Origin of the sequence: Herbaspirillum aquaticum (assembly GCF_002213425.1) — a bacterium.
GTDB lineage: Bacteria > Pseudomonadota > Gammaproteobacteria > Burkholderiales > Burkholderiaceae_D > Herbaspirillum > Herbaspirillum aquaticum.
Window position 1 is genome coordinate 81302 of sequence record NZ_NJGV01000005.1, and the last position, 23278, is coordinate 104579.

Annotated in this window: 19 protein-coding genes and 1 pseudogene; 13 read left to right on the top strand and 7 right to left on the bottom strand. The window is 63.0% G+C overall.

From position 1 onward, the window contains the following. Positions 1–169: 169 nt before the first annotated feature. Entirely contained in the window at positions 170–1174 is a 1005-nt protein-coding gene (locus CEJ45_RS06570; RefSeq protein ID WP_088754371.1) for a helix-turn-helix domain-containing protein, read from the bottom strand. Between the two features lie 197 nt (positions 1175–1371). Here CEJ45_RS06570 and eat point away from each other — a divergent pair, with 197 nt between their 5' ends. From eat to eutC, 4 genes are all read left to right on the top strand, one after another. Next, complete coding sequence (gene eat, locus CEJ45_RS06575) at positions 1372–2754, top strand: ethanolamine permease (protein ID WP_088754372.1); 1383 nt, start codon at positions 1372–1374, stop codon at positions 2752–2754. Between the two features lie 57 nt (positions 2755–2811). Continuing rightward, positions 2812–4134: an HAD family hydrolase gene (locus CEJ45_RS06580; RefSeq protein WP_088754373.1), complete on the top strand. Its 1323-nt coding sequence runs from the start codon at positions 2812–2814 to the stop codon at positions 4132–4134. 67 nt (positions 4135–4201) lie between these two features. Continuing rightward, positions 4202–5608, top strand: a complete 1407-nt coding sequence (locus tag CEJ45_RS06585) for an ethanolamine ammonia-lyase subunit EutB (RefSeq protein WP_088754374.1) — start codon at positions 4202–4204, stop codon at positions 5606–5608. Then, complete coding sequence (gene eutC, locus CEJ45_RS06590; protein ID WP_088754375.1) at positions 5605–6474, top strand: ethanolamine ammonia-lyase subunit EutC; 870 nt, start codon at positions 5605–5607, stop codon at positions 6472–6474. The genes CEJ45_RS06585 and eutC overlap by 4 nt, the downstream gene beginning before the upstream one ends. A 125-nt stretch (positions 6475–6599) precedes the next feature. Here eutC and CEJ45_RS06595 read toward each other — a convergent pair whose 3' ends face one another. Next, complete coding sequence (locus tag CEJ45_RS06595; protein ID WP_088754376.1) at positions 6600–8828, bottom strand: NADP-dependent isocitrate dehydrogenase; 2229 nt, start codon at positions 8826–8828, stop codon at positions 6600–6602. 366 nt (positions 8829–9194) lie between these two features. Between CEJ45_RS06595 and CEJ45_RS06600 the strand changes: the two genes are divergently transcribed. From CEJ45_RS06600 to CEJ45_RS06615, 4 genes and pseudogenes are all read left to right on the top strand, one after another. After that, on the top strand, positions 9195–9479 hold the full coding sequence (locus CEJ45_RS06600) for a type II toxin-antitoxin system TacA family antitoxin (RefSeq protein WP_088754377.1): 285 nt from the start codon (positions 9195–9197) through the stop codon (positions 9477–9479). Continuing rightward, positions 9476–9970: a GNAT family N-acetyltransferase gene (locus CEJ45_RS06605; RefSeq protein WP_088754378.1), complete on the top strand. Its 495-nt coding sequence runs from the start codon at positions 9476–9478 to the stop codon at positions 9968–9970. The genes CEJ45_RS06600 and CEJ45_RS06605 overlap by 4 nt, the downstream gene beginning before the upstream one ends. A gap of 191 nt (positions 9971–10161) precedes the next feature. After that, positions 10162–10463: pseudogene (locus tag CEJ45_RS06610) on the top strand (type II toxin-antitoxin system MqsR family toxin). A gap of 1 nt (position 10464) precedes the next feature. Next, a complete protein-coding gene (locus CEJ45_RS06615; protein ID WP_088754379.1) occupies positions 10465–10866 on the top strand; it encodes a type II toxin-antitoxin system MqsA family antitoxin in 402 nt (133 codons plus the stop codon). An 88-nt stretch (positions 10867–10954) separates the two neighbouring features. Here the strand turns inward: CEJ45_RS06615 and tcuC are convergent, their stop codons facing one another. Next, the gene (gene tcuC / locus CEJ45_RS06620; RefSeq protein WP_088754380.1) at positions 10955–12241 is read right to left on the bottom strand and encodes an MFS transporter; all 1287 of its coding nucleotides are present in this window, start codon (positions 12239–12241) and stop codon (positions 10955–10957) included. Between the two features lie 341 nt (positions 12242–12582). Here tcuC and CEJ45_RS06625 point away from each other — a divergent pair, with 341 nt between their 5' ends. Next, complete coding sequence (locus tag CEJ45_RS06625) at positions 12583–13581, top strand: 2-hydroxyacid dehydrogenase (protein ID WP_088754381.1); 999 nt, start codon at positions 12583–12585, stop codon at positions 13579–13581. On the opposite strand, the gene CEJ45_RS06630 is transcribed toward CEJ45_RS06625, so the two are convergent. The 3 genes from CEJ45_RS06630 to hmpA all read right to left on the bottom strand — a co-directional run bounded on the left by CEJ45_RS06630 (position 13582) and on the right by hmpA (position 15769). Further along, entirely contained in the window at positions 13582–13938 is a 357-nt protein-coding gene (locus CEJ45_RS06630; RefSeq protein ID WP_088754382.1) for a hypothetical protein, read from the bottom strand. It lies immediately after the preceding gene. A 190-nt stretch (positions 13939–14128) separates the two neighbouring features. Beyond that, a complete protein-coding gene (locus CEJ45_RS06635; protein ID WP_088754383.1) occupies positions 14129–14536 on the bottom strand; it encodes a hemerythrin domain-containing protein in 408 nt (135 codons plus the stop codon). Between the two features lie 39 nt (positions 14537–14575). Beyond that, on the bottom strand, positions 14576–15769 hold the full coding sequence (gene hmpA / locus CEJ45_RS06640; RefSeq protein ID WP_088754384.1) for an NO-inducible flavohemoprotein: 1194 nt from the start codon (positions 15767–15769) through the stop codon (positions 14576–14578). 162 nt (positions 15770–15931) lie between these two features. On the opposite strand from hmpA, the gene norR reads away from it, so the two are divergent. Beyond that, positions 15932–17515, top strand: a complete 1584-nt coding sequence (norR, locus tag CEJ45_RS06645; RefSeq protein WP_088754541.1) for a nitric oxide reductase transcriptional regulator NorR — start codon at positions 15932–15934, stop codon at positions 17513–17515. 136 nt (positions 17516–17651) lie between these two features. Here the strand turns inward: norR and CEJ45_RS06650 are convergent, their stop codons facing one another. Further along, entirely contained in the window at positions 17652–17834 is a 183-nt protein-coding gene (locus CEJ45_RS06650) for a hypothetical protein (RefSeq protein ID WP_088754542.1), read from the bottom strand. 399 nt (positions 17835–18233) lie between these two features. Here CEJ45_RS06650 and CEJ45_RS06655 point away from each other — a divergent pair, with 399 nt between their 5' ends. The 3 genes from CEJ45_RS06655 to glgB all read left to right on the top strand — a co-directional run bounded on the left by CEJ45_RS06655 (position 18234) and on the right by glgB (position 23278). Beyond that, the gene (locus CEJ45_RS06655; RefSeq protein WP_088754385.1) at positions 18234–18461 is read left to right on the top strand and encodes a dodecin; all 228 of its coding nucleotides are present in this window, start codon (positions 18234–18236) and stop codon (positions 18459–18461) included. Between the two features lie 596 nt (positions 18462–19057). After that, the gene (glgA, locus tag CEJ45_RS06660; protein ID WP_088754386.1) at positions 19058–20659 is read left to right on the top strand and encodes a glycogen synthase GlgA; all 1602 of its coding nucleotides are present in this window, start codon (positions 19058–19060) and stop codon (positions 20657–20659) included. A 189-nt stretch (positions 20660–20848) separates the two neighbouring features. After that, complete coding sequence (gene glgB, locus CEJ45_RS06665; RefSeq protein ID WP_088754387.1) at positions 20849–23278, top strand: 1,4-alpha-glucan branching protein GlgB; 2430 nt, start codon at positions 20849–20851, stop codon at positions 23276–23278.

A 23278-nucleotide genomic window follows, 5' to 3' on the forward strand; every position in this document is an offset into this window, starting at 1 on the left:
ATCACCGACAGGGCCGACGGCGAGCAGCAGGGCAGATAAGCGGACAGGCCGGGCCATCGTTGTGCCATATGAGCAAGTGCAGGCTTGCATGCCAAGGCATATCTGCAGAATATGCCCGAATATGTCGCTTCCTGCCGTACCAGCGCCTTGAACTCGCGCGACTCCAGGCTCAGTGCCGGGTCCGCCCCTGCAGCATGGACGAGGGCGTTTGTCCGAACAGTTTCTTGTAATCGCAGCAGAACTGGCTGAAATTGGCAAAGCCCCAGGCGGCCGCGATGTCGCCGATGCTGCCCACGGGCTGGTTGCCGTCGCCATGGCAGAGGGCGCGGCGCACACCGTTGAGGCGCAGCGAACGCAGGTAGCTCATGGGGCTCATGCCCAGCACATCCTCGAAGCAATATTGCAGCGTGCGGCGGCTGACATGGACCGCTTCGCACAGCATGGGCACGGTGACAGGGCTGTCCTGGTGGGCCATGGCGAATTCGCGGGCGTCGTTGACGATGCGGCGGCGACGCAGGAAGCTGGCACCGGCTTCGGCCTCGATCTCGCCATCGTCCAGCATGGCCAGCAGCGACACCAGCACGGCTTCCTGGCGCAACTGCAGCGCCGCGTGGTGATGGGTGGCGCTGGCTTGCCCGGCCAGTGACAGCAGGTCGTGGATATGCTGGCGGCAATCGGCCAGGCCCTGGTGATCGACCTTGAGCAGCTCGGCCTGGCCCAGGCGCTGCCAATCCGGCTGGCAGCCCAGGCGCGCGGCGCTGGCCTGCAAGGCATCCCGCTGGACCACGATGCCGTAGATCTCGTGCGCATCCGGCGTAACCAGTTCGAATTCGCAGGCCCCGGGACGCGTCATCACCACATCCTCGCCGACCAGGCGACCGTTGATGCGCATGCCGCTGGTACGCGGCTCGATGCCGAACCAGTAGGCATCGGGCCACACCTGGCAGGACTGGCGCACGGCCCGGCTGCTGGCTTCGCAGAAGATCTGCAGGCCGCTGCTGTGCCACTCCTGCAGGACCCCTTCAAAAGCCCCGCAGGTGATCTGGTCGTAGCGCTGCTCCCAGTCGGTCAGGTTGTGCGCATGCTCATCCACATCGCGCGCAATCGCGGTGCGCAATGCCCGCTGGCTGTGCGCGGCGGGTGTGTCAGCTTGGGACAGTGCGGGAGTGGACATCAACGGGCTCCTTGATCGACTGGCGGCCGGCAAGCCGCGCAGTTTTGCCGAATTTCGATAACGCCGCCGAAATCGCCGTTGCTATATTGCGTCGGCAGGCAGTGCAATGCGCGAAATCAAGCAAACGCCATGCCCGCCCGTCCTTACAAAGTGGCCGCACCACAGCGGCCTGTCCGTCGCGCCAAAGGGAGAAACTGATGAATGCAAGCTCTTCAGGGCAGGGCCATACGCTCAAGCCCGTCCTGTCCACCCTGCAGCTCTGGGCCATTGCGGTCGGGCTGGTGATTTCCGGCGAATACTTCGGCTGGAGCTACGGCTGGGCCAGCGCCGGTACGCTGGGCTTCACCGTCACGGCGCTGTTCATTGCGGCCATGTATGCCACCTTCATCTTCAGCTTTACCGAACTGACCACCTCCATTCCCCATGCGGGCGGCCCGTTTGCGTACAGCAAGCGCGCTTTCGGTCCGGTCGGCGGCTATCTGGCCGGCGCGGCCACGCTGATTGAATTCGTCTTTGCGCCCCCGGCCATTGCACTGGCCATCGGCGCCTACCTGAATGTGCAGTTCCCCGATATCGATCCCAAGCTGGCGGCACTGGGAGCGTATCTCGTGTTCATGACGCTCAACATCGTCGGCGTGCAGATCGCAGCGACTTTTGAATTGTTCGTCACGCTGCTGGCGATCTTCGAACTGCTGGTCTTCATGGGCGTGGTGGCACCGGGCTTCTCGCTGGCCAATTTCACCAAGGGCGGCTGGTCCGGCAGCGATGGCTTCAGCATGGCGGCGGTGCCGGGCATGTTCGCGGCGATCCCGTTTGCGATCTGGTTTTTCCTGGCCATCGAAGGCGTGGCCATGGCGGCCGAAGAGGCCAAGGATCCCAAGCGTTCCATTCCCATCGCCTACATCACCGGCATCCTCACGCTGGTGGTGCTGGCCATCGGCGTGATGCTCTTCGCCGGCGGCGCAGGCGACTGGACCAAGCTCTCCAACATCAACGACCCGCTGCCGCAGGCCATGAAGCTCATCGTCGGCGACAACAGCAACTGGTTGCACATGCTGGTGTGGCTGGGGCTGTTCGGGCTGGTGGCGTCCTTCCACGGCATCATCCTGGGCTATTCGCGCCAGATCTTCGCGCTGGCCCGCGAAGGCTACCTGCCGGCGTATTTCGCCCGTGTCCATCCCCGTTTCAAGACGCCGCACCGCGCCATCCTGGCCGGCGGTGTGGTCGGGATCGCCGCCATCTACAGCGACGAGCTCATCAAGATCGGCGGCCAGACGCTCACTGCCAACATCGTCACCATGTCGGTGTTCGGCGCGATCCTGATGTACATCCTGTCGATGCTCTCGCTGTTCCGCCTGCGCCGTGCCGAGGCCGGCCTGGAGCGGCCTTTCCGGGCACCGCTGTATCCCTACTTCCCGGCCTTCGCGCTCTTCGGTGCGCTGGTGTGCATGGCCACCATGATCTATTACAACCCGCTGATCTTCGGCATCTTCGTGGCCTTGCTGGCGCTGGGCTATGCCTGGTTCCTGGCCACGGCGCGCCAGCGTGCCGAAGGGGCGGCGGCGGTTGCGGAATTCTGAACGATATAAACCTTTTATACCGATATACCGATACACCGATAACTTGACAGGGCCATCATGAACAACAACCACAAACCGACGACCGATACCGCCGCACCCGCCCTCAAGCGCCGCGGCTTCCTGGGTGGCCTGCTGGCGGCCGCAGCCGGTGGCGCGCTGGCCACCATCGCCACGCCAGGCCAGGCGGCTGCCCGCGCTGAAGTCGCGCTGGACCGCGCCAAATGGGCTGCCCGCAATCATGAGATGGTGGCGCAGATGATCGCCGAGCACGGCAAGCTGGCGCCGGGCTACCAGAGCGGCAAGCGTCCTTATGCCGTGTTCGACTGGGACAACACCAGCATCATGAATGACTGCGAAGAGGCGTTGCTGATGTACCAGATCAATACGCTGTCCTTCAAGCTGACACCGGCCGAGTTTGCCGCCATCACCCGCCAGAACGTACCACCCGGCCCGTTCAGCAAGGACTTCAAGAATGCGGCAGGCAACATCGTGGATCTGGAAGCCATCTGCGCTGACCTCGATGCGGATTATGCGTTCCTGTACGCCAACTACAAGGGCATGGCCGGCAGCAAGAGCCTGGAAGAAATCACCGCCACGCCGGAGTTCCAGGACTTCCGTACCAAGCTCTACTACCTCTATGAAGCCGTCAACGACACCCATGGCGTAGCCGTCGGTTATCCGTGGGTGATCTACTTCTTCGCCAACATGAGCGTGGCCGAAGTGAGCGCGCTGGCCGAAGCCTCCAACGATGCTGCGCTGGGCGCGGCGCTGACCAAGGTCAAGTACACCAGCCCGGCAGACCGCGCGGGCAAGGCGGGCGTGGTGAGCGTGTCGCACTTCCATGGCATCCGCCTGTGTACCGAAATCGCCACCTTGATGGACGCCCTGCGCCGCAATGGCATCGATGTCTACGTCTGTACCGCCTCGCTGGAAGATGTGGTGGCCGTCTTCGCCACGCATCCCAAGTATGGCTATGGCGTAGCCCGCGAGCAGGTGATCGGCCTGCGCCTGGAGCGCAATGGCCAGGTCTTCCGCAATGCCTACCTGAAGGAGTGGCCGCTGACCTGGGGACCGGGCAAGACGGTGGCCATCAAGCAGGTGCTGGTGGCGCAGAAGGGTTATGGCCCGCTGTTCGTGGCAGGCGACAGCGACGGCGATTACGATATGCTGCGTGACTTCCCGGACACCCGTTATGGCCTCATCGTCAATCGCATGAAGAACGGCAAGATCGGCGAGTTGTCCAAACTGGCGGCCGAGCAGATCAGTGCAGCCAAGCCCCGCTTCCTGCTGCAGGGCCGCCAGGAGTCGACCGGCAACTGGCTGCCGGCGGAAACCAGCATCAAATACGGCAAGACCGCACCGCAACTGCTGAGCACCTGATCGGCGGTTTGTGTGCATGACGCGCCGCTGCCTGCCTGGGCGGCGCTGATCCAGGAGGAGCATCATCATGGCCGAACACCGTTTCCGGCACAGTGTGGGTAGCGCCAGCTACGTGTTTCGCGATCTCAAGGAAGTGATGGCCAAGGCCAGTCCGGCCCGGTCCGGCGACCTGCTGGCCGGCGTGGCGGCCAGCAGCGCCGAGGAGCGCGCCATTGCGCAGATGGCCCTGGCGAACCTGCCGCTGAAGATTTTCCTGGAAGAGCCGCTGGTACCTTACGAAGAGGATGAAGTCACGCGGCTGATCCTGGATGGTCACGACCGTGCCGCCTTTGCACCGATTGCGCACCTCACGGTGGGCGATTTCCGCAACTGGTTGCTGGCCGATGACACCGACAGCACGGTCCTGGCCGCCGTGGCTCCCGGGGTGACGCCGGAGATGGCCGCGGCCGTCTCCAAGATCATGCGCAACCAGGACCTGATCCTGGTGGCCAAGAAGTGCCGCGTGGTCACGGCCTTTCGCAATACCATCGGCTTGCCGGGCCGGCTCTCGACCCGCCTGCAGCCCAATCACCCCACCGATGACGCCAGCGGCATCGCCGCCAGCATGCTCGATGGCCTCATGTATGGCAACGGCGACGCCGTCATCGGCATCAATCCCGCCACCGACAACGTGCCGCAGGTGGTCAAACTGGTCGGCATGATGGCCGATGTGATCGCGCGCTACGAGATTCCTACGCAATCCTGCGTGCTCACCCACGTCACCAACACGATTGCCGCCATCGAGCGCGGTGCGCCGGTGGACCTGGTGTTCCAGTCGATTGCCGGGACCGAGGCGGCCAATCGCGGCTTCGGCATCGACCTGGCCATCCTGGGCGAGGCCCGTGAGGCCGCGCTGTCCCTCAAGCGCGGCACCGTGGGCGACAACGTCATGTATTTCGAAACCGGCCAGGGCAGCGCGCTGTCGGCCAATGCCCATCACGGCATCGACCAGCAGACCTGCGAGGCGCGCGCGTATGCGGTGGCACGGGCCTTCAAGCCGCTGCTGGTCAATACGGTCGTGGGCTTCATCGGGCCGGAATACCTGTATGACGGCAAGCAGATCATCCGCGCCGGACTGGAAGACCATTTCTGCGCCAAGCTGCTGGGCCTGCCCATGGGCTGCGACGTCTGCTACACCAACCATGCCGAGGCGGACCAGAATGACATGGATGTCTTGCTGACCTTGCTGGGCGTGGCCGGCTGCACCTTCGTCATGGGTATCCCCGGTTCGGATGACATCATGTTGAATTACCAGACCACGTCCTTCCATGACGCGCTGTATGCAAGGCGGGTACTGGGTTCGCGGCCGGCCCCCGAGTTCGAGGAATGGCTGCACCGGATGCAGATCTTCAATGCGGGTGACGAGGAGCAGGCATTCCGCCTGCATGCCGACATGCCATCGGGATTTCGCGAGACCTTGTTGCGCCTTCAATGACCATGGACGACCAAGCCATTTCACCGCAAGGTGCAGAAAACGTCAGCCCCGGTGCAGAAAACGTCACGGCCAATCCGTGGGAAGCCTTGCGCCGGTTCACCGCCGCGCGCATCGCCCTGGGGCGCAGTGGCGTGAGCCTGCCGACCGCGCCACAACTGGATTTCCAGTTGGCGCACGCGCAGGCGCGCGATGCCGTGCATTTGCCGCTGGATGTGGCTGCGCTGAAAGATCAATTGCAGCAACGAGGACTCTGCGCAGCCGCAGAGGTACTCGATGTGCAAAGCGCGGCAGCAGATCGCCTGGTCTACCTGCAGCGGCCGGACTTCGGGCGCAGGTTGTCGGAAACATCGCGCCAGCAACTGCTTGACCGTTTCGGCACCGAGCCGCAGCGGCGCTTCGATGTGGGCTTCGTGATCGCCGATGGCTTGTCGGCGCTGGCCATCGTGCGCAATGCTGCACCGTTCCTGGCCGAGGTGATGCAGCGGATTGCGCCCGAGGGATGGTCGATGGCACCGCCGGTGATCGTGCAGCAGGGACGGGTGGCGGTGGCCGACGAAATCGGGGAATTGCTGGGCGTGAAGCTGGTGGTGATCCTGATCGGCGAGCGACCGGGACTGAGTTCGCCTGACAGCATGGGACTCTATCTGACCTGGATGCCCGCACGCGGGCTGACCGATGCCAGCCGCAATTGCATCTCCAATGTGCGGCCGGAAGGCTTGCCTTATCCGGAGGCGGCCTACAAGCTGCATTACCTGATGGCGCAGGCGCACCAGCGTGGCCTGTCCGGCGTGGCCTTGAAGGATGAGACGGCCGGCGAGGGCGAGGAACTGGATGTGCGGCGCAACTTCCTGCTCGGTGGGGATTGAGCCGGCGTAGCTGAAGCGCAAAGTGTTATCGGGAACAACGAAAAAGGCCGCGAACTTTCATTCGCGGCCTTTTGCTTTCTGCGCGGGGAGGGCGATGCATCCACCCTTCCTCAAGCAGCAACGCTTTACAGCGATTCCAGCGCCTGGTTCAGCGTGGCGCTCGGACGCATCACGGCGAAGGTCTTGGCGCGGTCCGGCAGGTAGTAGCCGCCGATATCGACTTCCTTGCCCTGCACCGAGTTCAGTTCTGCGACGATCTTCTGCTCGTTCTCGGACAGTGCCTTGGCCAGCGGTGCGAACTGCTTGGCCAGGTCGGCGTCATCCTTCTGGGCGGCCAGTTCCTGGGCCCAGTACAGGGCCAGGTAGAAGTGGCTGCCACGGTTGTCCAGCTCACCGGTCTTGGGCGAGGGCGACTTGTTGTTGTCCAGCAGCTTGCCGGTGGCAGCATCCAGGGTCTTGGCCAGGATCTTGGCGCGGGCGTTGCCGGTCTTGATGCCGACGTCTTCGATGGACACGGCCAGGGCCAGGAATTCACCCAGCGAATCCCAGCGCAGGTGGTTTTCACCGACCAGTTGCTGCACGTGCTTGGGGGCCGAGCCGCCGGCACCGGTTTCGAACATGCCGCCACCCGCCATCAGCGGGACAATCGACAGCATCTTGGCCGAGGTGCCCAGTTCCATGATCGGGAACAGGTCGGTCAGGTAGTCGCGCAGGATGTTGCCGGTCACCGAGATGGTGTCCAGGCCGCGGATGACGCGTTCCAGGGTGTAACGCATGGCGCGCACTTGCGACATGATCTGGATGTCGGCACCGGTCAGGTCGTGATCCTTCAGGTAGGTGTTGACCTTCTTGATCAGTTCGGCTTCGTGCGGACGGTACGGGTCCAGCCAGAAGACGGCGGGCATGCCGGACAGGCGGGCACGGGTCACGGCCAGCTTGACCCAGTCACGCACGGCGGCGTCCTTGACCTGGCACATGCGCCAGATGTCGCCTTCTTCCACGTTCTGCTCCAGCAGCACCTGGCCGTCCAGGGTGACGATGCGCGCCACGCCGGCCTGGGCGATTTCGAAGGTCTTGTCGTGCGAACCGTATTCTTCGGCCTTCTGGGCCATCAGGCCGACGTTGGGCACGGTGCCCATGGTGGTCGGGTCGAAGGCGCCGTTGGTCTTGCAGAAGTTGATGATTTCCTGGTAGATGCGGGCGAAGGTCGATTCCGGCAGCAGGGCCTTGGTGTCTTCGGTCTTGCCGGCGGCGTTCCACATCTTGCCGCCAGCGCGGATCATGGCCGGCATGGAGGCGTCGACGATCACGTCGTTGGGGGCGTGCAGGTTGGTGATGCCCTTGGCGGAATCCACCATGGCCAGGCGCGGGCGCTTGGCTTCATCGGCCTTCAGGTCGGCCAGCACTTCGGCCTTCTTGTCTTCGGGCAGGGTGTTGATCTTTTCGTAGACGCCGGACATGCCGTTGTTCGGGTTCACGCCGATTTCAGCAAACAGCTTGGCATGCTTGGTAAAGGTGTCCTTGTAGTAGGTGCGCACGGCGTGGCCGAAGACGATCGGGTGCGAGACCTTCATCATGGTGGCCTTGACGTGCACCGACAGCAGCAGGTCGGTCTCGAAGGCGTCCTGCATCTGCTCTTCGTAGTAGGCACAGAGGGCCTTCTTGCTCATGAACATGCTGTCGATGATTTCACCGGCTTGCAGCGAGATCTTCGGCTTCAGGACGATGGTTTCGCCGGACTTGGTGACCAGGTCCATCTTGACGTCCACGGCCTTGTCCAGGGTCAGGCTCTTTTCGCCGGCGTAGAAGTCGCCGCCGTGCATGTGCGCCACGTGGGTGCGCGATGCCATGGACCACTTGGCCATCGAGTGCGGGTGCTTGCGGGCGTAGTTCTTGACGGCGTTGGGCGCGCGGCGGTCCGAGTTGCCTTCGCGCAGGACCGGGTTCACGGCGCTGCCGGTGACCTTGGCGTAGCGCTTTTGCAGGGCTTTTTCTTCTTCGGTGCTGGGGTTTTCCGGATAGTCCGGCAGCTTGTAACCGCGCGCTTGCAGTTCGCGGATGGCCGCTTGCAGCTGCAGGATCGAGGCGCTGATGTTGGGCAGCTTGATGATGTTGGCTTCCGGGCTCTGGGTCAGGGCGCCCAGTGCGGCCAGGTTGTCGGGGACTTTCTGTTCATCGGTGAGGTACTCCGGGAATTCAGCCAGGATACGCGCAGCCACCGAGATATCGCTTTCGACGACGTCGATGCCAGCCGCGGCGGTGAACTTCTTGACGATGGGCAAGAGCGAGTGGGTCGCCAGATAGGGTGCCTCGTCGGTCAGCGTATAGATGATGGTCGGGTTGCCAGTAGTCACGATGATGTCCTTGCGTTGGTGTGTTGATGTGCTTTGGTGCGATCCCCGCAGCGCCGGATGGACCGCCCGGGCTCTGTCGGCCTGGGCTGGCGCCACCTCCTTGTCGGCTGTGCTGCGCGGAAATTCGTCTCCCGGGGCGGCATGGCTGGCGTACTGCTGCCAGAAGGCCGCGGCAAAAAACAGCGGTAGTTTACTCCTAAGCGGGGCGAAATGCTTCAACTCTTATATAAGACTTGAAGAAATTTTTGCTTTTCGAAGGATTGCTGCCCCGTTCTCAATCCCTTGGCATGACTCTGCTATTGTCGTGGGCACACTTTTTGTCGATGCCCGGCAAAATGCCGTACAATTCACTGCATGGGAAAACGCATGACACCAGCCGTCGCCACTGCTCGACTTGAAGCCCGGATCAGCCCGGAGCTGCAGCAATTGCTCAAACGTGCCGCCCAGATTGAAGGGCGCACCCTGACCGATTTTGTCGTCGCTGCGGTGCAGGAAGCGGCGCAGAAGACCATCGAGCAGGCCGAAGTCATCCGCTTGTCGCTGGAAGACCAGCAGCGCTTCGCCGAGGCGCTGCTGGCTCCGCCGCCACCTTCAGCGGCACTGCAGCGCGCCATCGCGCGCCATGACAAGCTATTGCGCAGCGAAGAATGACGCGCCCGCCGTTCCTCGTGACGGCGCTGGAACCCGCCCTTCACGATCGTAGCCGCTTCGACAGCGGTACGCCGGCATTGAACCGCTATTTGCGGGAACAGGTAACACAGGATATCCGGCGCCGCGTGGCGGCCTGCTTTGTTGCAGTGGACGACCAACAGCGGGTGGCCGGCTATTACACGCTGGCCAGTGCCAGCGTGCCGCTGGTGGGCCTGTCCGATGAGATGCGCCGCAAGCTGCCTCGCTATGGCGCCATTCCCGCCATCCGCCTGGGGCGTCTTGCGGTGGATCGGGAATTCAAGGGCCGGGGGCTCGGTGGCGCTTTGCTGGTCAATGCGTTGCACCGCGCCGTCGCTGCGGAGATACCTGGCGCGGTACTGGTGGTTGATGCCAAGGACCCGCAAGCCTCAGCCTTTTATCGCCATCATGGTTTCATCGCCCTGCAGGACGCACCGCTCACGCTGTTTTTGTCCCTCGCGTCGGTACGTTAAGCAGCGGCATTTCTCCGGCAGCCATAAGTAATGAGCGGCAAATCTGTGGCCTATCCCAATAAAGCGCTTCAACTCATCTATAAGATTTGAAGAAATTCTTGCTTTTGGCTTGAATGTGAGCCGCCGCGTTTGTTCCTTACGTGGAATCTTTTAACCTATTTGGTTTAATCACCTGACAGGTTGGAATTCCCATGGAGAAGCACACCGCACATTGCAAACTGCCCCTGCTCAGGTCGTTGATCGAGGCCGGCAGGGTGAGGGTGACCGCTACAGCCTTCCAGGGGCACGGGCTTGCGGCATCGACAACCTGGAAGGCATCTGTGCGGTGATTCTCGGGCTTTCCGTTCGTGATTTCCATAAAAGCATGACCACGCACGCCGACCATCGCATCTGGCAGGATGTTTACCACCCCCGGCTTGCCAGCGGCGTCAAGGTGTATCTCAAGCTGAGCGTGGTGGATGATGTGCTTGTCGTTTCCTTCAAGGAGCTATGAAATGAAATGTCCTTGCTGCGGTGCAGCTGAACTGGTCCGCGAGACGCGCAATCTGCCCTACACCTACAAAGGGCAGAGCACCCTCATTGAAGCGGTGACGGGAGATTTCTGTCCGGCCTGCGGCGAAGTCCTGCTTGATCGTGAACACGGCGACCGCTACAGCGCACAAATCGGCAAATTTCAGCGAACGGTCAATGCCGCCTATGTCGACCCGGCCTATATCACGCGGGTCAGACGCAAGCTTGATCTGGATCAGCGTGAGGCCGCCGAGTTGTTCGGCGGCGGCGTCAACGCCTTTTCCCGCTACGAGAACGGGAAGGCCAAGCCGCCGCTTTCACTGGTGAAGCTCTTCAGGTTGCTGGATCGCCATCCCGATCTGCTTGAAGAAATCAGGACTGCCTGAGAATTCCGGGGCCGATCACTGGCACTGACCAGATAAAAAAGGGCCGCAATTCTGCGGCCCATCCCAATAGCTAGTACAAGAACCTGTCTCAGGCCGTCACTGCCTGCCGTGCCGCCTTGTTGCGATACAGGATCAGGGTAGCGATCAGCCCGCACACGGCGGCCGTACTCATCCAGATGCCCGGTGCTGCCTTGTCGCCGGTAGCCTGGATCAGGCCGGTCGCAATGGCCGGGGTGAAGCCGCCGAAGACTGCAGTGGCCAGGCTGTAGGCCAGCGAGAATCCTGCGGTGCGCACGTCGGCCGGCATCACCTCGGTCAGGGCCACCACCATGGCGCCGTTGTAGCTGGCGTACAGGAAGGACAGCCACAGTTCCACCATCAGCATCTTGGCGAAGCTGGCGTCATGCACCAGCCAGTTCACGGCCGGGTAGGCGGTCAGGATGGTCAGCACGGTGAAGGCCACCAGGATCGGGCGACGGCCGATTCGGTCCGACAGCGCACCCATGATGGGCAGCCAGATGAAGTTGGAGAGTCCCACGCACAAGGTCACGATCAGGCTGGCCTCGGTGGAGAGCTTCAACACGTTCTTGCCGAAGGTCGGGGTGTAGACCGTGATCAGGTAGAAAGACACGGTGGTCATCGATACCAGCATCATGCCGGCAATGACCAGCTTCCAGTTCTCGATCATCGAACGGAAGATCTGGCCGGTGCTCGGACGATGCTTGCGGCGCATGAACTCTTCGGTTTCCTGCAGCGAGCGGCGGATCACGAACAGCACCGGCACGATCAGGCAGCCGATGAAGAAGGGAATGCGCCAGCCCCAGTCACCGACTTGGGCCGGGGTGAGCGAGGTCGAGAGCAGGTAGCCGATGGCTGCGGCCACGATGATGGCCACCTGCTGGCTGGCCGATTGCCAGCTCACATAAAAACCCTTGTTGCCGGGCGTGGCCATTTCGGCCAGGTACACCGACACGCCGCCCAGTTCCACGCCGGCCGAGAAGCCTTGCAGCAGGCGACCGATCAACACCAGCATCGGGGCCAGCGCGCCGATGGTGGCGTAGGAGGGGACGAAAGCGATGAGCATCGTGCCCAGTGCCATCAGCGCCAGGGTCACGATCAGGCCCTGGCGGCGGCCGACGCGGTCAACATAGGCGCCCAGGATGATGGCGCCCAGCGGACGCATCAGGAAGCCGGCGCCGAAGGTCATGAAGGTCAGCATCAGCGAGGCGAATTCGTTGTCGCTGGGGAAGAAGGCCTTCGAGATGTGGGTCGCGTAGAAACCGAACAGGAAGAAATCGAACATTTCCATGAAGTTGCCGCTGGTGACCCGCAGCACGGTGGAAAACTTCGATTGCGAAGAAGTGGATGTCGTCATGATATGTGCCTCGTTATCTGTTGGGCGGACCGTGTTGATTCCGGTCTTGCGCCTGTCTCGTACCGCCTTGCGGCAGCTTGTGTCAGGATCTTTTTTTGTGGGGACAGCTATTGCGCCGCCGATTCTATGCCCGAAAGTGATCCATGGGACCCACTTGCGGCGCTGCGCAAGCAAATATCGGTTTTTTCGATAGCTGGATGAAAGCTTCAGCCGCCATTTCGGCCCGAAACGCTGGCACCAAGACAAGCTGCTTTGGATCAATGTGATACACCGCGAAGTATGGTGCAATGCGTCATGGCGCCGGGTGTCCATCCTGCGCCGCCCATCCATGAAAGGTTCGTATGAAAACTGCCGTCTACAGCGCTCGCCGCTACGACCAGACCCTGCTTGCGCGCGCCAATGACGCGGCCGGGTCGGCGCATGAACTGGTGTTCCTGCAAGACCGTCTCGATCCCGGCACGGCGCAACTGGCCAGCGGCTGCCAAGCCGTGGCGGCCTTCGTCAACGATGACCTGGGTGCCGCCGTGCTGGAGCGGCTGTCCGCGCTGGGCGTGCGTTTCGTCACCACGCGCTCGACCGGCTTCAACCACATCGATACGCAAGCCGCACGACGACTGGGCATCACGGTGGCGCGCGTGGCCGATTATTCACCTTGGTCGGTGGCCGAGTTTGCCGTGGGCCTGCTGCTGGCGGTCAACCGCAAAATCGCGCGCGCCAGCATGCGCACCCGCGAAGGCAATTTCGAGCTGGAAGGATTGATGGGCTTCGACCTGCACGGCAAGACCGTGGGGGTGATCGGTACCGGCAAGATCGGCGCGCTGTTTGCCCGTATCATGGCCGGCTTCGGCTGCACGGTGCTGGGCAGCGACGTGCATCCCAATCCCGAATTCGAGGCCCTGGGCGGGCGCTACGTGAGCCGGGACGAACTCTTCGCCGCCAGCGACGTAATCTCGCTGCATTGCCCCTTGACCGAAGCCACGCGCTACCTGGTCAATGCCCAGACCCTGGCCGGCACCAAGCCCGGCTGTATCCTGGTCAATACCAGCCGTGGCGGGCTGGTCGATACCGAAGCCGCGATCGCCGCATTGAAGAGCGGCCAGCTGCGCGGCCTGGCCATCGATGTCTATGAGCAGGAAGCCAGCCTGTTCTTCCAGGATTTGTCCTCGACCATCATCACCGACGACGTGATCCAGCGCCTGGTGTCCTTTCCCAACGTCATCGTCACCGGCCACCAGGCCTTCTTCACCGAGGAAGCCATCGGCCAGATCATGCAGACCACCATCGCCAACCTCAATGATTTCGCCGCCGGCCGCCCGCTGGGCGAGCGGCTGGTCGCCTGATCAGTGAGGATGCCGGCCGGCGTCGAACAGCGAGCCCAGCTGCTCGCCGATGCGCGGACGCAGGTGTTCATGCACGCGCTGGATGATGTGCTCGGCGTCATCGGCGCCATAGGTCTGCGCCAGCTGGCGGTGCATGTCGAAATGCAGGTAAAGCAGGCCGCGCAGGCTCTGGAAGGCGGTCGGATGGGGCTGGCCGCAGACCAGCTCGTTGTTGTCCATGACCTGATTGAGTACCCCTGGATCGAACAGCCGCACCTGGCAGATCACGGCGCAGCGAACGATCTCCAGGTCCAGTGCTTCCAGTTCCTGGGTCAATTCATCGGGAGTGTGGCGCTCGGCGCTCAGCTTTTCGCTCATGGCGGTCTTTCGGAGGAGGAGGGGGAGCGCCCAGCATAGCATTTGCTGCATTGCGGAAAACTTGTCGAAGATCAATTCAGGACGGATTGGTCAGGTATCACACGATTTATTTTATAAATGGTTTCGGGAGAAACTGCGAGGCCTCGGCCGGCGGGGCAGGCGCCCCACCTGCCGGCCGGGTATAACGCGCTCAGGCGGCTTCCACCATCGGATAGAAGTCGCGGTTCTCACGCCCGATGCGGTCGAACAGCAGCTTGAGGACACGATTGGCATCGGCCCGGAAGGCTTCAGGCTGCTCCGCGATGGACTGCGCGTCATTCCAGCGCCGGGAGAACTGGCCGTACTGCGCTGAAATGTCCTTCATCTCCTCCTGATAAAGCCTGGCCTTGGCGGCCAGGGCGGGGGCAGCCTGCTGCATGGAAGGGTACAGATAGCGATCCTCCACCGAGAGATGCAGCTTGATGACCGAGCTCATGGCGATGACCTCACGGGCAATCGCTGCCGCCTCATCGGCGATGCCGTGGGCGCACAGCGTGCGCAGGGTGCTGACGTGGCCGATGATGTCGGCGTGTTCGCGGCGATACTTGTCCAGATTCATGATGCTTCCTGTTTGGTTTGAGGGAGAGCGAGCCGCGGCTCATTCCAGCGCGGCGGCGGGTCCGAAAAATTCATATCGGCTCTGCGCCGCCGGTACCCCCAGCTCGCCCAGCGCACGCTTGATGGCTTTCATGAAGGGCTTGGGCCCGACAAAGTAGGCGTCCACGTCCCGCGTCTGGGGCAGCCATTGCTCCAGCAGGGCTGCATCAATGAAGCCGGTGGCATAGGGGGCGGGATCGCCGGCGCGCGCGCGTTCATAGCAGAAATGCGCCCGCAGCTGCGGGTGTTGCGCCGCCAGTTCTTCCACCTGGCGACGGAAGGCGTGCACGCCGCCATGGCGCGCCGCATGGATGAAATGCACCGGGCGACCGGTTGGCAGTGCTGCCGCCAGCATGGTCATCATCGGGGTAATGCCGACGCCCCCGCTGATGAGCACCAGCGGTTTGTCACTGGCCGTGAGGGTGAAGTCGCCGGCCGGCGGGAACAGTTCGACCACCGAACCCACATGGATCTGGTCGTGCAGATGGCGCGAGACCTTGCCCTCGGCTTCCCGCTTGACGCTGATGCGGTATTGCAGCGGCTGTCCGTCCTGGCGCAGCGGCGCCGACAGCGAGTACTGGCGGCGCTGTTCCAGCCCGTCCACCACCATCCGCAGGCCGATGTACTGGCCCGGTTCAAAGTCCAGCAGGGCGCCGCCATCCTGGGGCATGAAGTAGAAGGACGTGATTTCCTCGCTCTCGGCCACCTTGCGCGTGACCACGAAATTGCGTGCCCCGCGCCAGCCGCCGGGTGCTGCCGCCTTGGCGTCGTATTGCTGGCGCTCGGCGCCGATGAGGATGTCGGCCAACTGGCCATAGGCGGCCGCCCAGGCATCGATGACGGCATCGGTGGCGATCTCGGCGCCCAGCACTTCGCGGATGGCGCGCAGCAGGCAGTCGCCGACCATGGGGTAGTGCTCGGGCAGCACCTGCACGGCGACGTGCTTGTTGACGATCTGCGCGGCCAGCGGTCCCATGGCTTCCAGGCGATCGATGTGGCGGGCGTACATCAGCACGCCATTGGCCAGTGCCCGCGGCTGGTCGCCGCTGGCCTGGTGCGCGCGGTTGAACAGGGGATGCACCTGCGGATAGTCGCGCATGAGCATCTTGTAGAAATGCGTGATCAGCGCCTCGCCGCCCGATTCGAGCAAGGGGACGGTGGATTTGACGATGGCGAGTTGGGCATCGGTAAGCATGCTGGACCTTTCTGGAGAGTGGATGGGGCGGTGGATCCGGTTACCTCCTTATTACAAAAGGCATGCCATGCATCGACCTCAATAAAATCAATGACTTGCGATGTATCCGTGTGGATGTGACCTATGTCATAATGACTTTTCATTCTAATGGATGGAGTCAAAGTGACTTCCAAAGTCCTGCTTGATGCCTTGCTCCCGCTGGTGGCCGATCTCTCGCGCCAGATCGATGACCGCGAGCGCTATCGCCGGCTGTTGCACACCTTGCGCACGCTGTTTCCCTGCGACGCCGCCGCGCTGCTGCGACTGGACGGCGACCTGCTGGTACCGCTGGCCATCGACGGCCTTTCCAGCGATACCCTGGGCCGGCGTTTCCGGATTGCCGACCATCCGCGCTTTGGGGTACTGCTGGCCAACGCCTCGCCCACGCGGTTTCCGGCCGATTCGAACCTGCCCGACCCCTACGACGGACTGGTCGATGGCCTCAATGATGCGAATTCAGGTGCGCTGGAGGTGCACGACTGCATGGGCTGCGCGCTCTCGGTCAATGGGCGTCCGTGGGGGCTGGTCACGCTCGATGCCTTGGGGGCAGGGCGCTTTGACGGGGTGGACATGGCCTCACTGCAGGCCTTTGCGGCCCTGGCGGCGGCCACAGTCAACGTGGCCGAACGCATCGACGACCTGGCGCAAGCCGGAGAGCAGGCGCGCCAGCGTGCCGAGGCCTACCGGCTGGGGCTGGAAGAAAGCCAGGGCAAGCGGGAATTGATCGGGCAAAGCGCAGCCCAACTGCAGCTCATGGACGAGATCCGCATGGCCGCCCCCAGCGACATGACGGTCCTGGTCACCGGGGAAACCGGCACCGGCAAGGAGCTGGTGGCGCATGCCCTGCATGCCGCTTCGCCCCGCGCCCACAAGCCCATGATCAGCCTGAACTGCGCTGCGTTGCCCGATACCTTGGTCGAAAGTGAATTGTTCGGCCACGTGCGCGGCGCTTTCTCGGGCGCGGTGGCAGACCGGCGCGGCAAGTTCGAGATGGCCGATGGCGGCACGCTCTTCCTGGATGAGGTGGGGGAATTGCCGCTGGCCGTGCAGGCCAAGCTGCTGCGGGTGCTGCAGAGCGGACAGTTGCAGCGGGTCGGCTCGGATCGCGAGCACCGCGTGGATGTGCGCCTGATCGCCGCCACCAACCGCGACCTGGCCGAGGAGGTCAAGCGCGGGCATTTCCGCGCAGATTTTTATCATCGGCTTTCGGTCTTCCCGATCCGCGTACCACCGCTGCGCGAGCGCGGGCGCGACGTATTGCTGCTGGCGGGTTATTTCCTGGAGCAGAACCGGGCAAGGCTGGGGCTGTCCAGCTTGCGCCTCTCCGCCCATGCGCAGCGCGCGCTGCTGGACTATCCCTGGCCCGGGAACATCCGCGAACTGGAGCACTTGATCGGCCGCAGCGCCCTGCGGGCACTCGCCTCTCAGCCGGTTCGGCCGAGCATCCTGACGCTCGATGCGGCAGCACTGGAACTGGAGCATCCGCCCGCAATCGCTTCGGCGCTGTCGCCCCAGGAAGGCACACGTGTGCAGCCGGAGCCGGAGCCGCCAACCGGGGGCTTGCGTGAAGCTGTAGAACGCTTTGAACGCAAGCTGGTGGGTGAAGCGCTGGCGCGGCACGAAGGAAATCTGGCCGCCACCGCCCGGGAGCTGGGACTGGACCGCGCCAACCTGAACCGGCTGGCCAGGCGCCTCGGCTTGCGGTAGCCCGGGACGGCGGTTTCAGGGGCAGTGAAGAAAAACAAAAGAAAACGGCCGGAATCGCTCAGGGCATGGCGCCCTTCATGATTCCGGCCGTAACGGGCATGAAGCTTCAGGCTTCACGCCCAACCTGAGGAGACACTCAGGACGGTTGACGTTCCGCGTCAAGCTCTGCCAGTTGCCCGCGAATGCGGATGGCGGTCAGGTTGCGGGCAGCAGCGGCGTCGTCGTTGACATGTTGCAGGTCTTCAGGCGGTGCGCTGATGACCTTCACAGGGTTGCCTGCGGGAGCAGGGGCGGTCAGGCCGGGGTTGAGTTGCGACATGATGATCTCCAAGCGATGAAAATCTCGTGCAGGCCCGCAGCAAGGCACCAGTGCGGGCAGGGCAGCCATCAGTTATATGAACGTTTTGGCAAGCCAGATGATGCAATATTAGCCGTTTTGGGTGCGCTGCAACAGGTGTTGTGCGGCTTAATTTTTTGTAGGAGGACGTGCAGTGTTGAAGCCTGGCAATCCTTGTGGGATGGCAATCGGGGCTTCAGCAGGAGATTGATTTGCTGCAGGGCAAAAACGGCAAGGCTGTCTTCCCGCCTGCCGATCTGCTCTTCACATGCTGTCCTACGCAAGCTGCTGGCATTGGCCGATGCCGGCTGCCCAAGCGACGGTCTAGGCTATGCGTTCGCCTCATCCCTGCATGAGCCAACCCAAATGGAAGGAGTCCCCATGACCGAGCGCAAGCAAGACAATTCCAGCACCTACAAGATCATCGAAGTGGTCGGCAGTTCGCCCAACGGCACCGATGATGCCATCCGCAATGCCATCGCCGACGTCGTCAAGACGGTCAAGAATGTCGACTGGTTCGAGGTCACGCAGTGCCGTGGCCATGTGGAGAACGGCAGCATCGGCCATTTCCAGGTCGGGCTGAAGATAGGCTTCCGCGTCGACACCTGATGGGCTCTCTCGCATCCCTCGCATCTGTCGCAGGTGCCTGCCACGGATGAGGGATGCAGGCACACAATGAAACTCGCGCACGTATAGCGAGATTCAATTTGCCGCTGCCGGGCCCGCTGACTAAGCTGAGGACTCTTCGCTGAGGACTCTTCGCCTGCGCCTGAAGCAGGAATCGCGGCGCATTCCCGTGATGACGTCTGCAGCTTGTCCGGGGAAATCATTTAGCCATTTTCCCAGCTCATCTGGCAGCGCAACGTAGCCAGCTCTACCATGACCGATCAACGCAGGCCGGCGCGCGAGCGCCGGCCGCGTGCTTTTCTTTGCGCCTTGCTGCGCTCACGCTGGCACTTTTTCGCCGCGCTGCAACAGTAGGATTCATCCTACGCCATCTCAGGCCGCTGTCCGATAGTGAGCGGCTCTGGCGATCCGTATAACGTAATCATCGGCGCTCAAAAGACTGTCCAGCCATCACAACAACAAGGACAGGTTTTCGCCTTGGCCTGCAGATCAAGCTGCGGCAAAGACGAAAACCCATGCGATGCGACGAGCCAAGGGTGCTTTCCATCTCAGGTGCTTTCAACCATTAGGGGTCCATCTTGCAAGCTCGAGTTCTGTTAGTCAGCTCAGAGGCCGTACCGCTCGTCAAGACCGGTGGCCTGGCCGACGTGATCACCGCGCTAGCCGTTTCGCTGCGCAAAGTCGGCATTGATGCCAGCATCCTCATGCCCGCCTATCCGGAGGCGGTCCGCAACCTCGGCGACACGGTACAGATCGGCTTGAAGCACGGTCTGCCAGGTGGCGCCGGCCGGCTCCTGCGCGGCACCATCCCCGGTACCGACGTCCCGGCGCTGCTGCTGGATACGGCGCGATTCCGCCAGCGCGGGGCCAATCCCTACGTCGATACCGATGGTGTCGAGTTCAGCGACAACGCGCTGTGCTTCGCCGACCTGTCGCATGCGGCAGTGGCCATCTGCGCCGGCGAGACCAGCCTGCCGGTGCCGCATGTGGTACATGCCAACGACTGGCATGCCGGCCTGATTCCCTGCCTGCTCAAGCTGCGCGGACTGGATCATGTAGGTACCATGCTGACCATTCACAACCTGGCCTTCCAGGGCAATTTTGCTTTGGAGTCTGCCGAGCAGATCGGTATTCCCGAGCATCTGCTGACTGGCGACGGCGTGGAGTACTGGGGCAAGCTGTCCTTCCTCAAAGCCGGTATCCGCTTCTCCGATTGCGTCTCCACCGTCAGCAAGAACTATGCGCAAGAGATCATGACGCCGCGCTTCGGTTGCGGCATGGATGGCATTCTCTCCTTCCGCAAGCTGGACCTGCGCGCCATCCCCAATGCCATCGATGCCGAACTCTGGAACCCGGCCGATGATCCGCTGATCGCCCGCAACTTCAGCGTCGGCAACATGAAGGGCAAGGCGTCCTGCAAGCGCGACCTGCAAAAGCTCTTCGGTTTGCCGATCGATCCTTTCGCGCCCGTCATGGGCCTGGGCTCGCGCATGTCGCACCAGAAAATGGCCGACGTCGTCATTGAAGCGCTGCCTGGCATCATGGAGCGCCATCCGCGCCTGCAAGTGGTGATCCTTGGTTGCGGTGACCATGACTATGAAGCCGCTTTCCTCGGCCTGGCCGAGCGCTATCGCGGCCGCATCGCGGTGCATATCGGTTACGACGAGCGTCGTGCCCATGCCCTTCACGCCGGCAGCGACATGCTGCTGCACCCGACCCGTTTCGAACCCTTCGGTCTCACGCCGCTCTACGCGATGCGCTACGGCGCCATCCCCATCGGCTCGCGCGTCGGTGGGCTGGTCGACACCGTGTGCGATGCCGATCTTGACCCGAAACACGCCACCGGTGTGCTCTTCGAGGGCGAGACCGCCGCCGACATGCAGCACGCCGTGGCCCGCGCGTTCGCCCTCTACAGCGACACCGAGCGCTGGCAGAGCGTGCAGCGCAATGCCATGAGCATCGACTGCGACTGGGCCGGCCCAACCCGTGCCTACATCGAGGCCTATGCCCACGTGGCCGACATGGCAGTGCGTCCGCTGTTCGCTGCGCGTCCGCTGGCCGTCGAACGGCCCGCCGCACAGGTCCATGCACAGCATGAACGCGCGGTCAGCCCGGCCGCCGCCATTGCCGCTGCACTGGCGGGAGTGGTGGGCGTACCGGTGTCGGTGGCCGCCGCTTGAACGACGCTTGCTGGGCCCGCTGACCTGCGGGCCTTGGCGACATCCCGATCTGATCCTCACCCGGTCCCCGTGGACCGGGCAGGGGAGGTGTTTGCCGGCGCGCTGCTCCAACGCGCCGGTTTTTGATTCCGCTGTCTTGCGCTTGTTTGCGTAATTTCGATCAACCTGATAACAACAACAGGAGTGTGCATGTCCGGCATGTCTGTCACGGCGTACAGGGCTTCCACGGAGTCCATGGAAGAGGCTTCCGACGCCAGCTCGGCACCCCCCGGTTCCGCTTCGGCGCAACCGTCCTCCCTTTCTCATCCCACCGATTTTCCGGAACAAACTGCCTTGTCCCTTTCCTTTGAAGAGCAGGGCCTGCTCGAAGCCTTGCTGGCTGGCCGCCTGACGCAGCCCTTCGCCCTGCTGGGCCCGCGCTATGCCAGCCAGTCCAGCGGCGTGTCCGCCATCCGCGCCTTCCATCCCGGCGCGGCGGCAGTGCGTGTGCGCTGCCGCCACAGCGGTGCGCTGCTGGGCGAATTGCAGCAGTTCCAGCTGCATGGCCAGCCCAGCGGCTTCTTCAGCGGCGTGGCGACCGGCCTCGATCAGCGCCGCCATCAAGTGCCGTATGTGCTTGAGGTGGACTGGGCGATCCCGGACGGCAGCCGCAGCGTTCAAAGCACGGAAGACCCCTATGCCTTTGGCCTCCTGCTCGGAGAACTCGACCTGCACCTGCTGCGCGAAGGCCGCCATCGCCAGCTGGCCGACTGCCTGGGCGCACTTCCCATGGAGATCGACGGCGTACCCGGAACGCGGTTCGCCGTGTGGGCACCGAATGCCGAGCGCGTTTCCGTGGTGGGCGACTTCAACCAGTGGGACGGCCGTCGCCACGTCATGCGGCTGCGCCATGAATCCGGTGTGTGGGAGCTGTTCATTCCGCGCATCGGTCCCGGCGATGTCTACAAATACGAAATCCTCGGACGCGACGGCGTGCTGCTGCCCCTCAAGGCTGACCCTGTCGCGCGCGCCACAGAGCCGCCGCCGGCGACTGCCTCGGTGGTAGCCGACGCCCGTCCTTACCTGTGGCAAGACCAGCAGTGGATGGCCGAGCGCGCGCAGCGCCAGTCGATGTCGGCGCCGATGTCCATCTATGAGCTGCATCCCGCCTCCTGGCGCCGCATCCCGGAACAGGCGCACCGCAACCTGAGCTGGGACGAACTGGCCGACCAGCTGATTCCCTACGTGGTCGGCATGGGTTTCACCCACATCGAACTGATGCCGGTGATGGAACATCCCTTCGGTGGCTCCTGGGGCTACCAGCCCATCAGCATGTTTGCGCCCAGTGCCCGCTTCGGCAAACCGGAGCGCTTTGCTGCCTTCGTCGACCGCTGCCACCAGGCCGGCATCGGCGTCCTGCTGGATTGGGTGCCCGCGCATTTCCCCAGCGACCAGCACGGCCTTGCCCAGTTCGACGGTACGGCCCTATACGAACATGCGGACCCGCGCGAGGGCTTCCACCAGGACTGGAATACGCTGATCTTCAATCTCGGCCGCAATGAGGTGCGCGGTTTCCTGATTGCCAGCGCGCTGGAATGGATCGAGCATTTCCACATCGACGGCCTGCGTGTCGACGCGGTGGCGTCGATGCTCTACCGCGACTACAGCCGCAAGTCGGGCGAGTGGGTGCCCAACATCCATGGCGGACGCGAGAACCTGGAGGCCGTCGCCTTCCTGCGGGAACTCAATACGGTCGTGGCCCAGCGCTGCCCGGGCGTGCTGATGATCGCCGAGGAATCGACCTCCTGGCCCGGCGTGACCTCGGCAGTCAAGAATGAAGCGGACCATCACGGCCTGGGCTTCAGCTACAAGTGGAACATGGGCTGGATGAACGACACATTGCGCTACATGCAGCATGACCCGCTGTTCCGTCGTTATCACCATCACGACATGACATTCGGTTTGCTATATGGATTCTCGGAAAACTTCATCTTGCCGATATCGCACGATGAGGTGGTCCACGGCAAGCGCGCGCTGTTGAACAAGATGCCCGGCGACGAATGGCGCCGCTTTGCCAACGTGCGTACATATTACGGTTTCATGTGGACGCATCCCGGCAAGAAGCTGCTGTTCATGGGCAGCGAGTTCGGCCAGCCTGACGAATTCGATCACGACAAGTCGCCGTACTGGCACCTGCTCGATGAACACGGCGGCCATCCGGCCGGCCACCGTCAATTGCGCCAGCTGGTCAGCGACCTGAACCACCTGTATCGCAGCGAACCGGCCTTGCACCAGCGCGACTGCCGCGCCGATGGTTTCTCCTGGGCCGTGGGCGATGACAGCGTCAACAGCGTGCTGGCGTATTTCCGCTATGCCGATGAAGGTCCGCCGGTGCTCATCGTGGTCAACCTGACCCCGGTACCGCGCACCCATTACCGCATCGGCGTGCCCCCGATCGCGCCCGGCCATCACGGCGTCTGGCGCGAAGTGCTCAATACCGATGCCGCCGTCTATGGCGGCAGCAACAGCGGCAACCTGGGCCAGGTACAAGTGCAGGAATTCGGCTGGCATGGCCACCCGACTTCCATCGAACTGAACCTGCCCCCGCTATCCACCCTGATCCTGCGTAGAGAGTCCTGA

Bases quoted from the DNA above. Each gene is read 5' to 3' on its own strand.
- CEJ45_RS06570 (WP_088754371.1), bottom strand. From the start codon at position 1,174: ATGTCCACTCCCGCACTGTCCCAAGCTGACACACCCGCCGCGCACAGC.
- eat (WP_088754372.1), top strand. From the start codon at position 1,372: ATGAATGCAAGCTCTTCAGGGCAGGGCCATACGCTCAAGCCCGTCCTG.
- CEJ45_RS06580 (WP_088754373.1), top strand. From the start codon at position 2,812: ATGAACAACAACCACAAACCGACGACCGATACCGCCGCACCCGCCCTC.
- CEJ45_RS06585 (WP_088754374.1), top strand. From the start codon at position 4,202: ATGGCCGAACACCGTTTCCGGCACAGTGTGGGTAGCGCCAGCTACGTG.
- eutC (WP_088754375.1), top strand. From the start codon at position 5,605: ATGACCATGGACGACCAAGCCATTTCACCGCAAGGTGCAGAAAACGTC.
- CEJ45_RS06600 (WP_088754377.1), top strand. From the start codon at position 9,195: ATGACACCAGCCGTCGCCACTGCTCGACTTGAAGCCCGGATCAGCCCG.
- CEJ45_RS06605 (WP_088754378.1), top strand. From the start codon at position 9,476: ATGACGCGCCCGCCGTTCCTCGTGACGGCGCTGGAACCCGCCCTTCAC.
- CEJ45_RS06615 (WP_088754379.1), top strand. From the start codon at position 10,465: ATGAAATGTCCTTGCTGCGGTGCAGCTGAACTGGTCCGCGAGACGCGC.
- tcuC (WP_088754380.1), bottom strand. From the start codon at position 12,241: ATGACGACATCCACTTCTTCGCAATCGAAGTTTTCCACCGTGCTGCGG.
- CEJ45_RS06625 (WP_088754381.1), top strand. From the start codon at position 12,583: ATGAAAACTGCCGTCTACAGCGCTCGCCGCTACGACCAGACCCTGCTT.
- CEJ45_RS06630 (WP_088754382.1), bottom strand. From the start codon at position 13,938: ATGAGCGAAAAGCTGAGCGCCGAGCGCCACACTCCCGATGAATTGACC.
- CEJ45_RS06635 (WP_088754383.1), bottom strand. From the start codon at position 14,536: ATGAATCTGGACAAGTATCGCCGCGAACACGCCGACATCATCGGCCAC.
- hmpA (WP_088754384.1), bottom strand. From the start codon at position 15,769: ATGCTTACCGATGCCCAACTCGCCATCGTCAAATCCACCGTCCCCTTG.
- CEJ45_RS06650 (WP_088754542.1), bottom strand. From the start codon at position 17,834: ATGTCGCAACTCAACCCCGGCCTGACCGCCCCTGCTCCCGCAGGCAAC.
- CEJ45_RS06655 (WP_088754385.1), top strand. From the start codon at position 18,234: ATGACCGAGCGCAAGCAAGACAATTCCAGCACCTACAAGATCATCGAA.
- glgB (WP_088754387.1), top strand. From the start codon at position 20,849: ATGTCCGGCATGTCTGTCACGGCGTACAGGGCTTCCACGGAGTCCATG.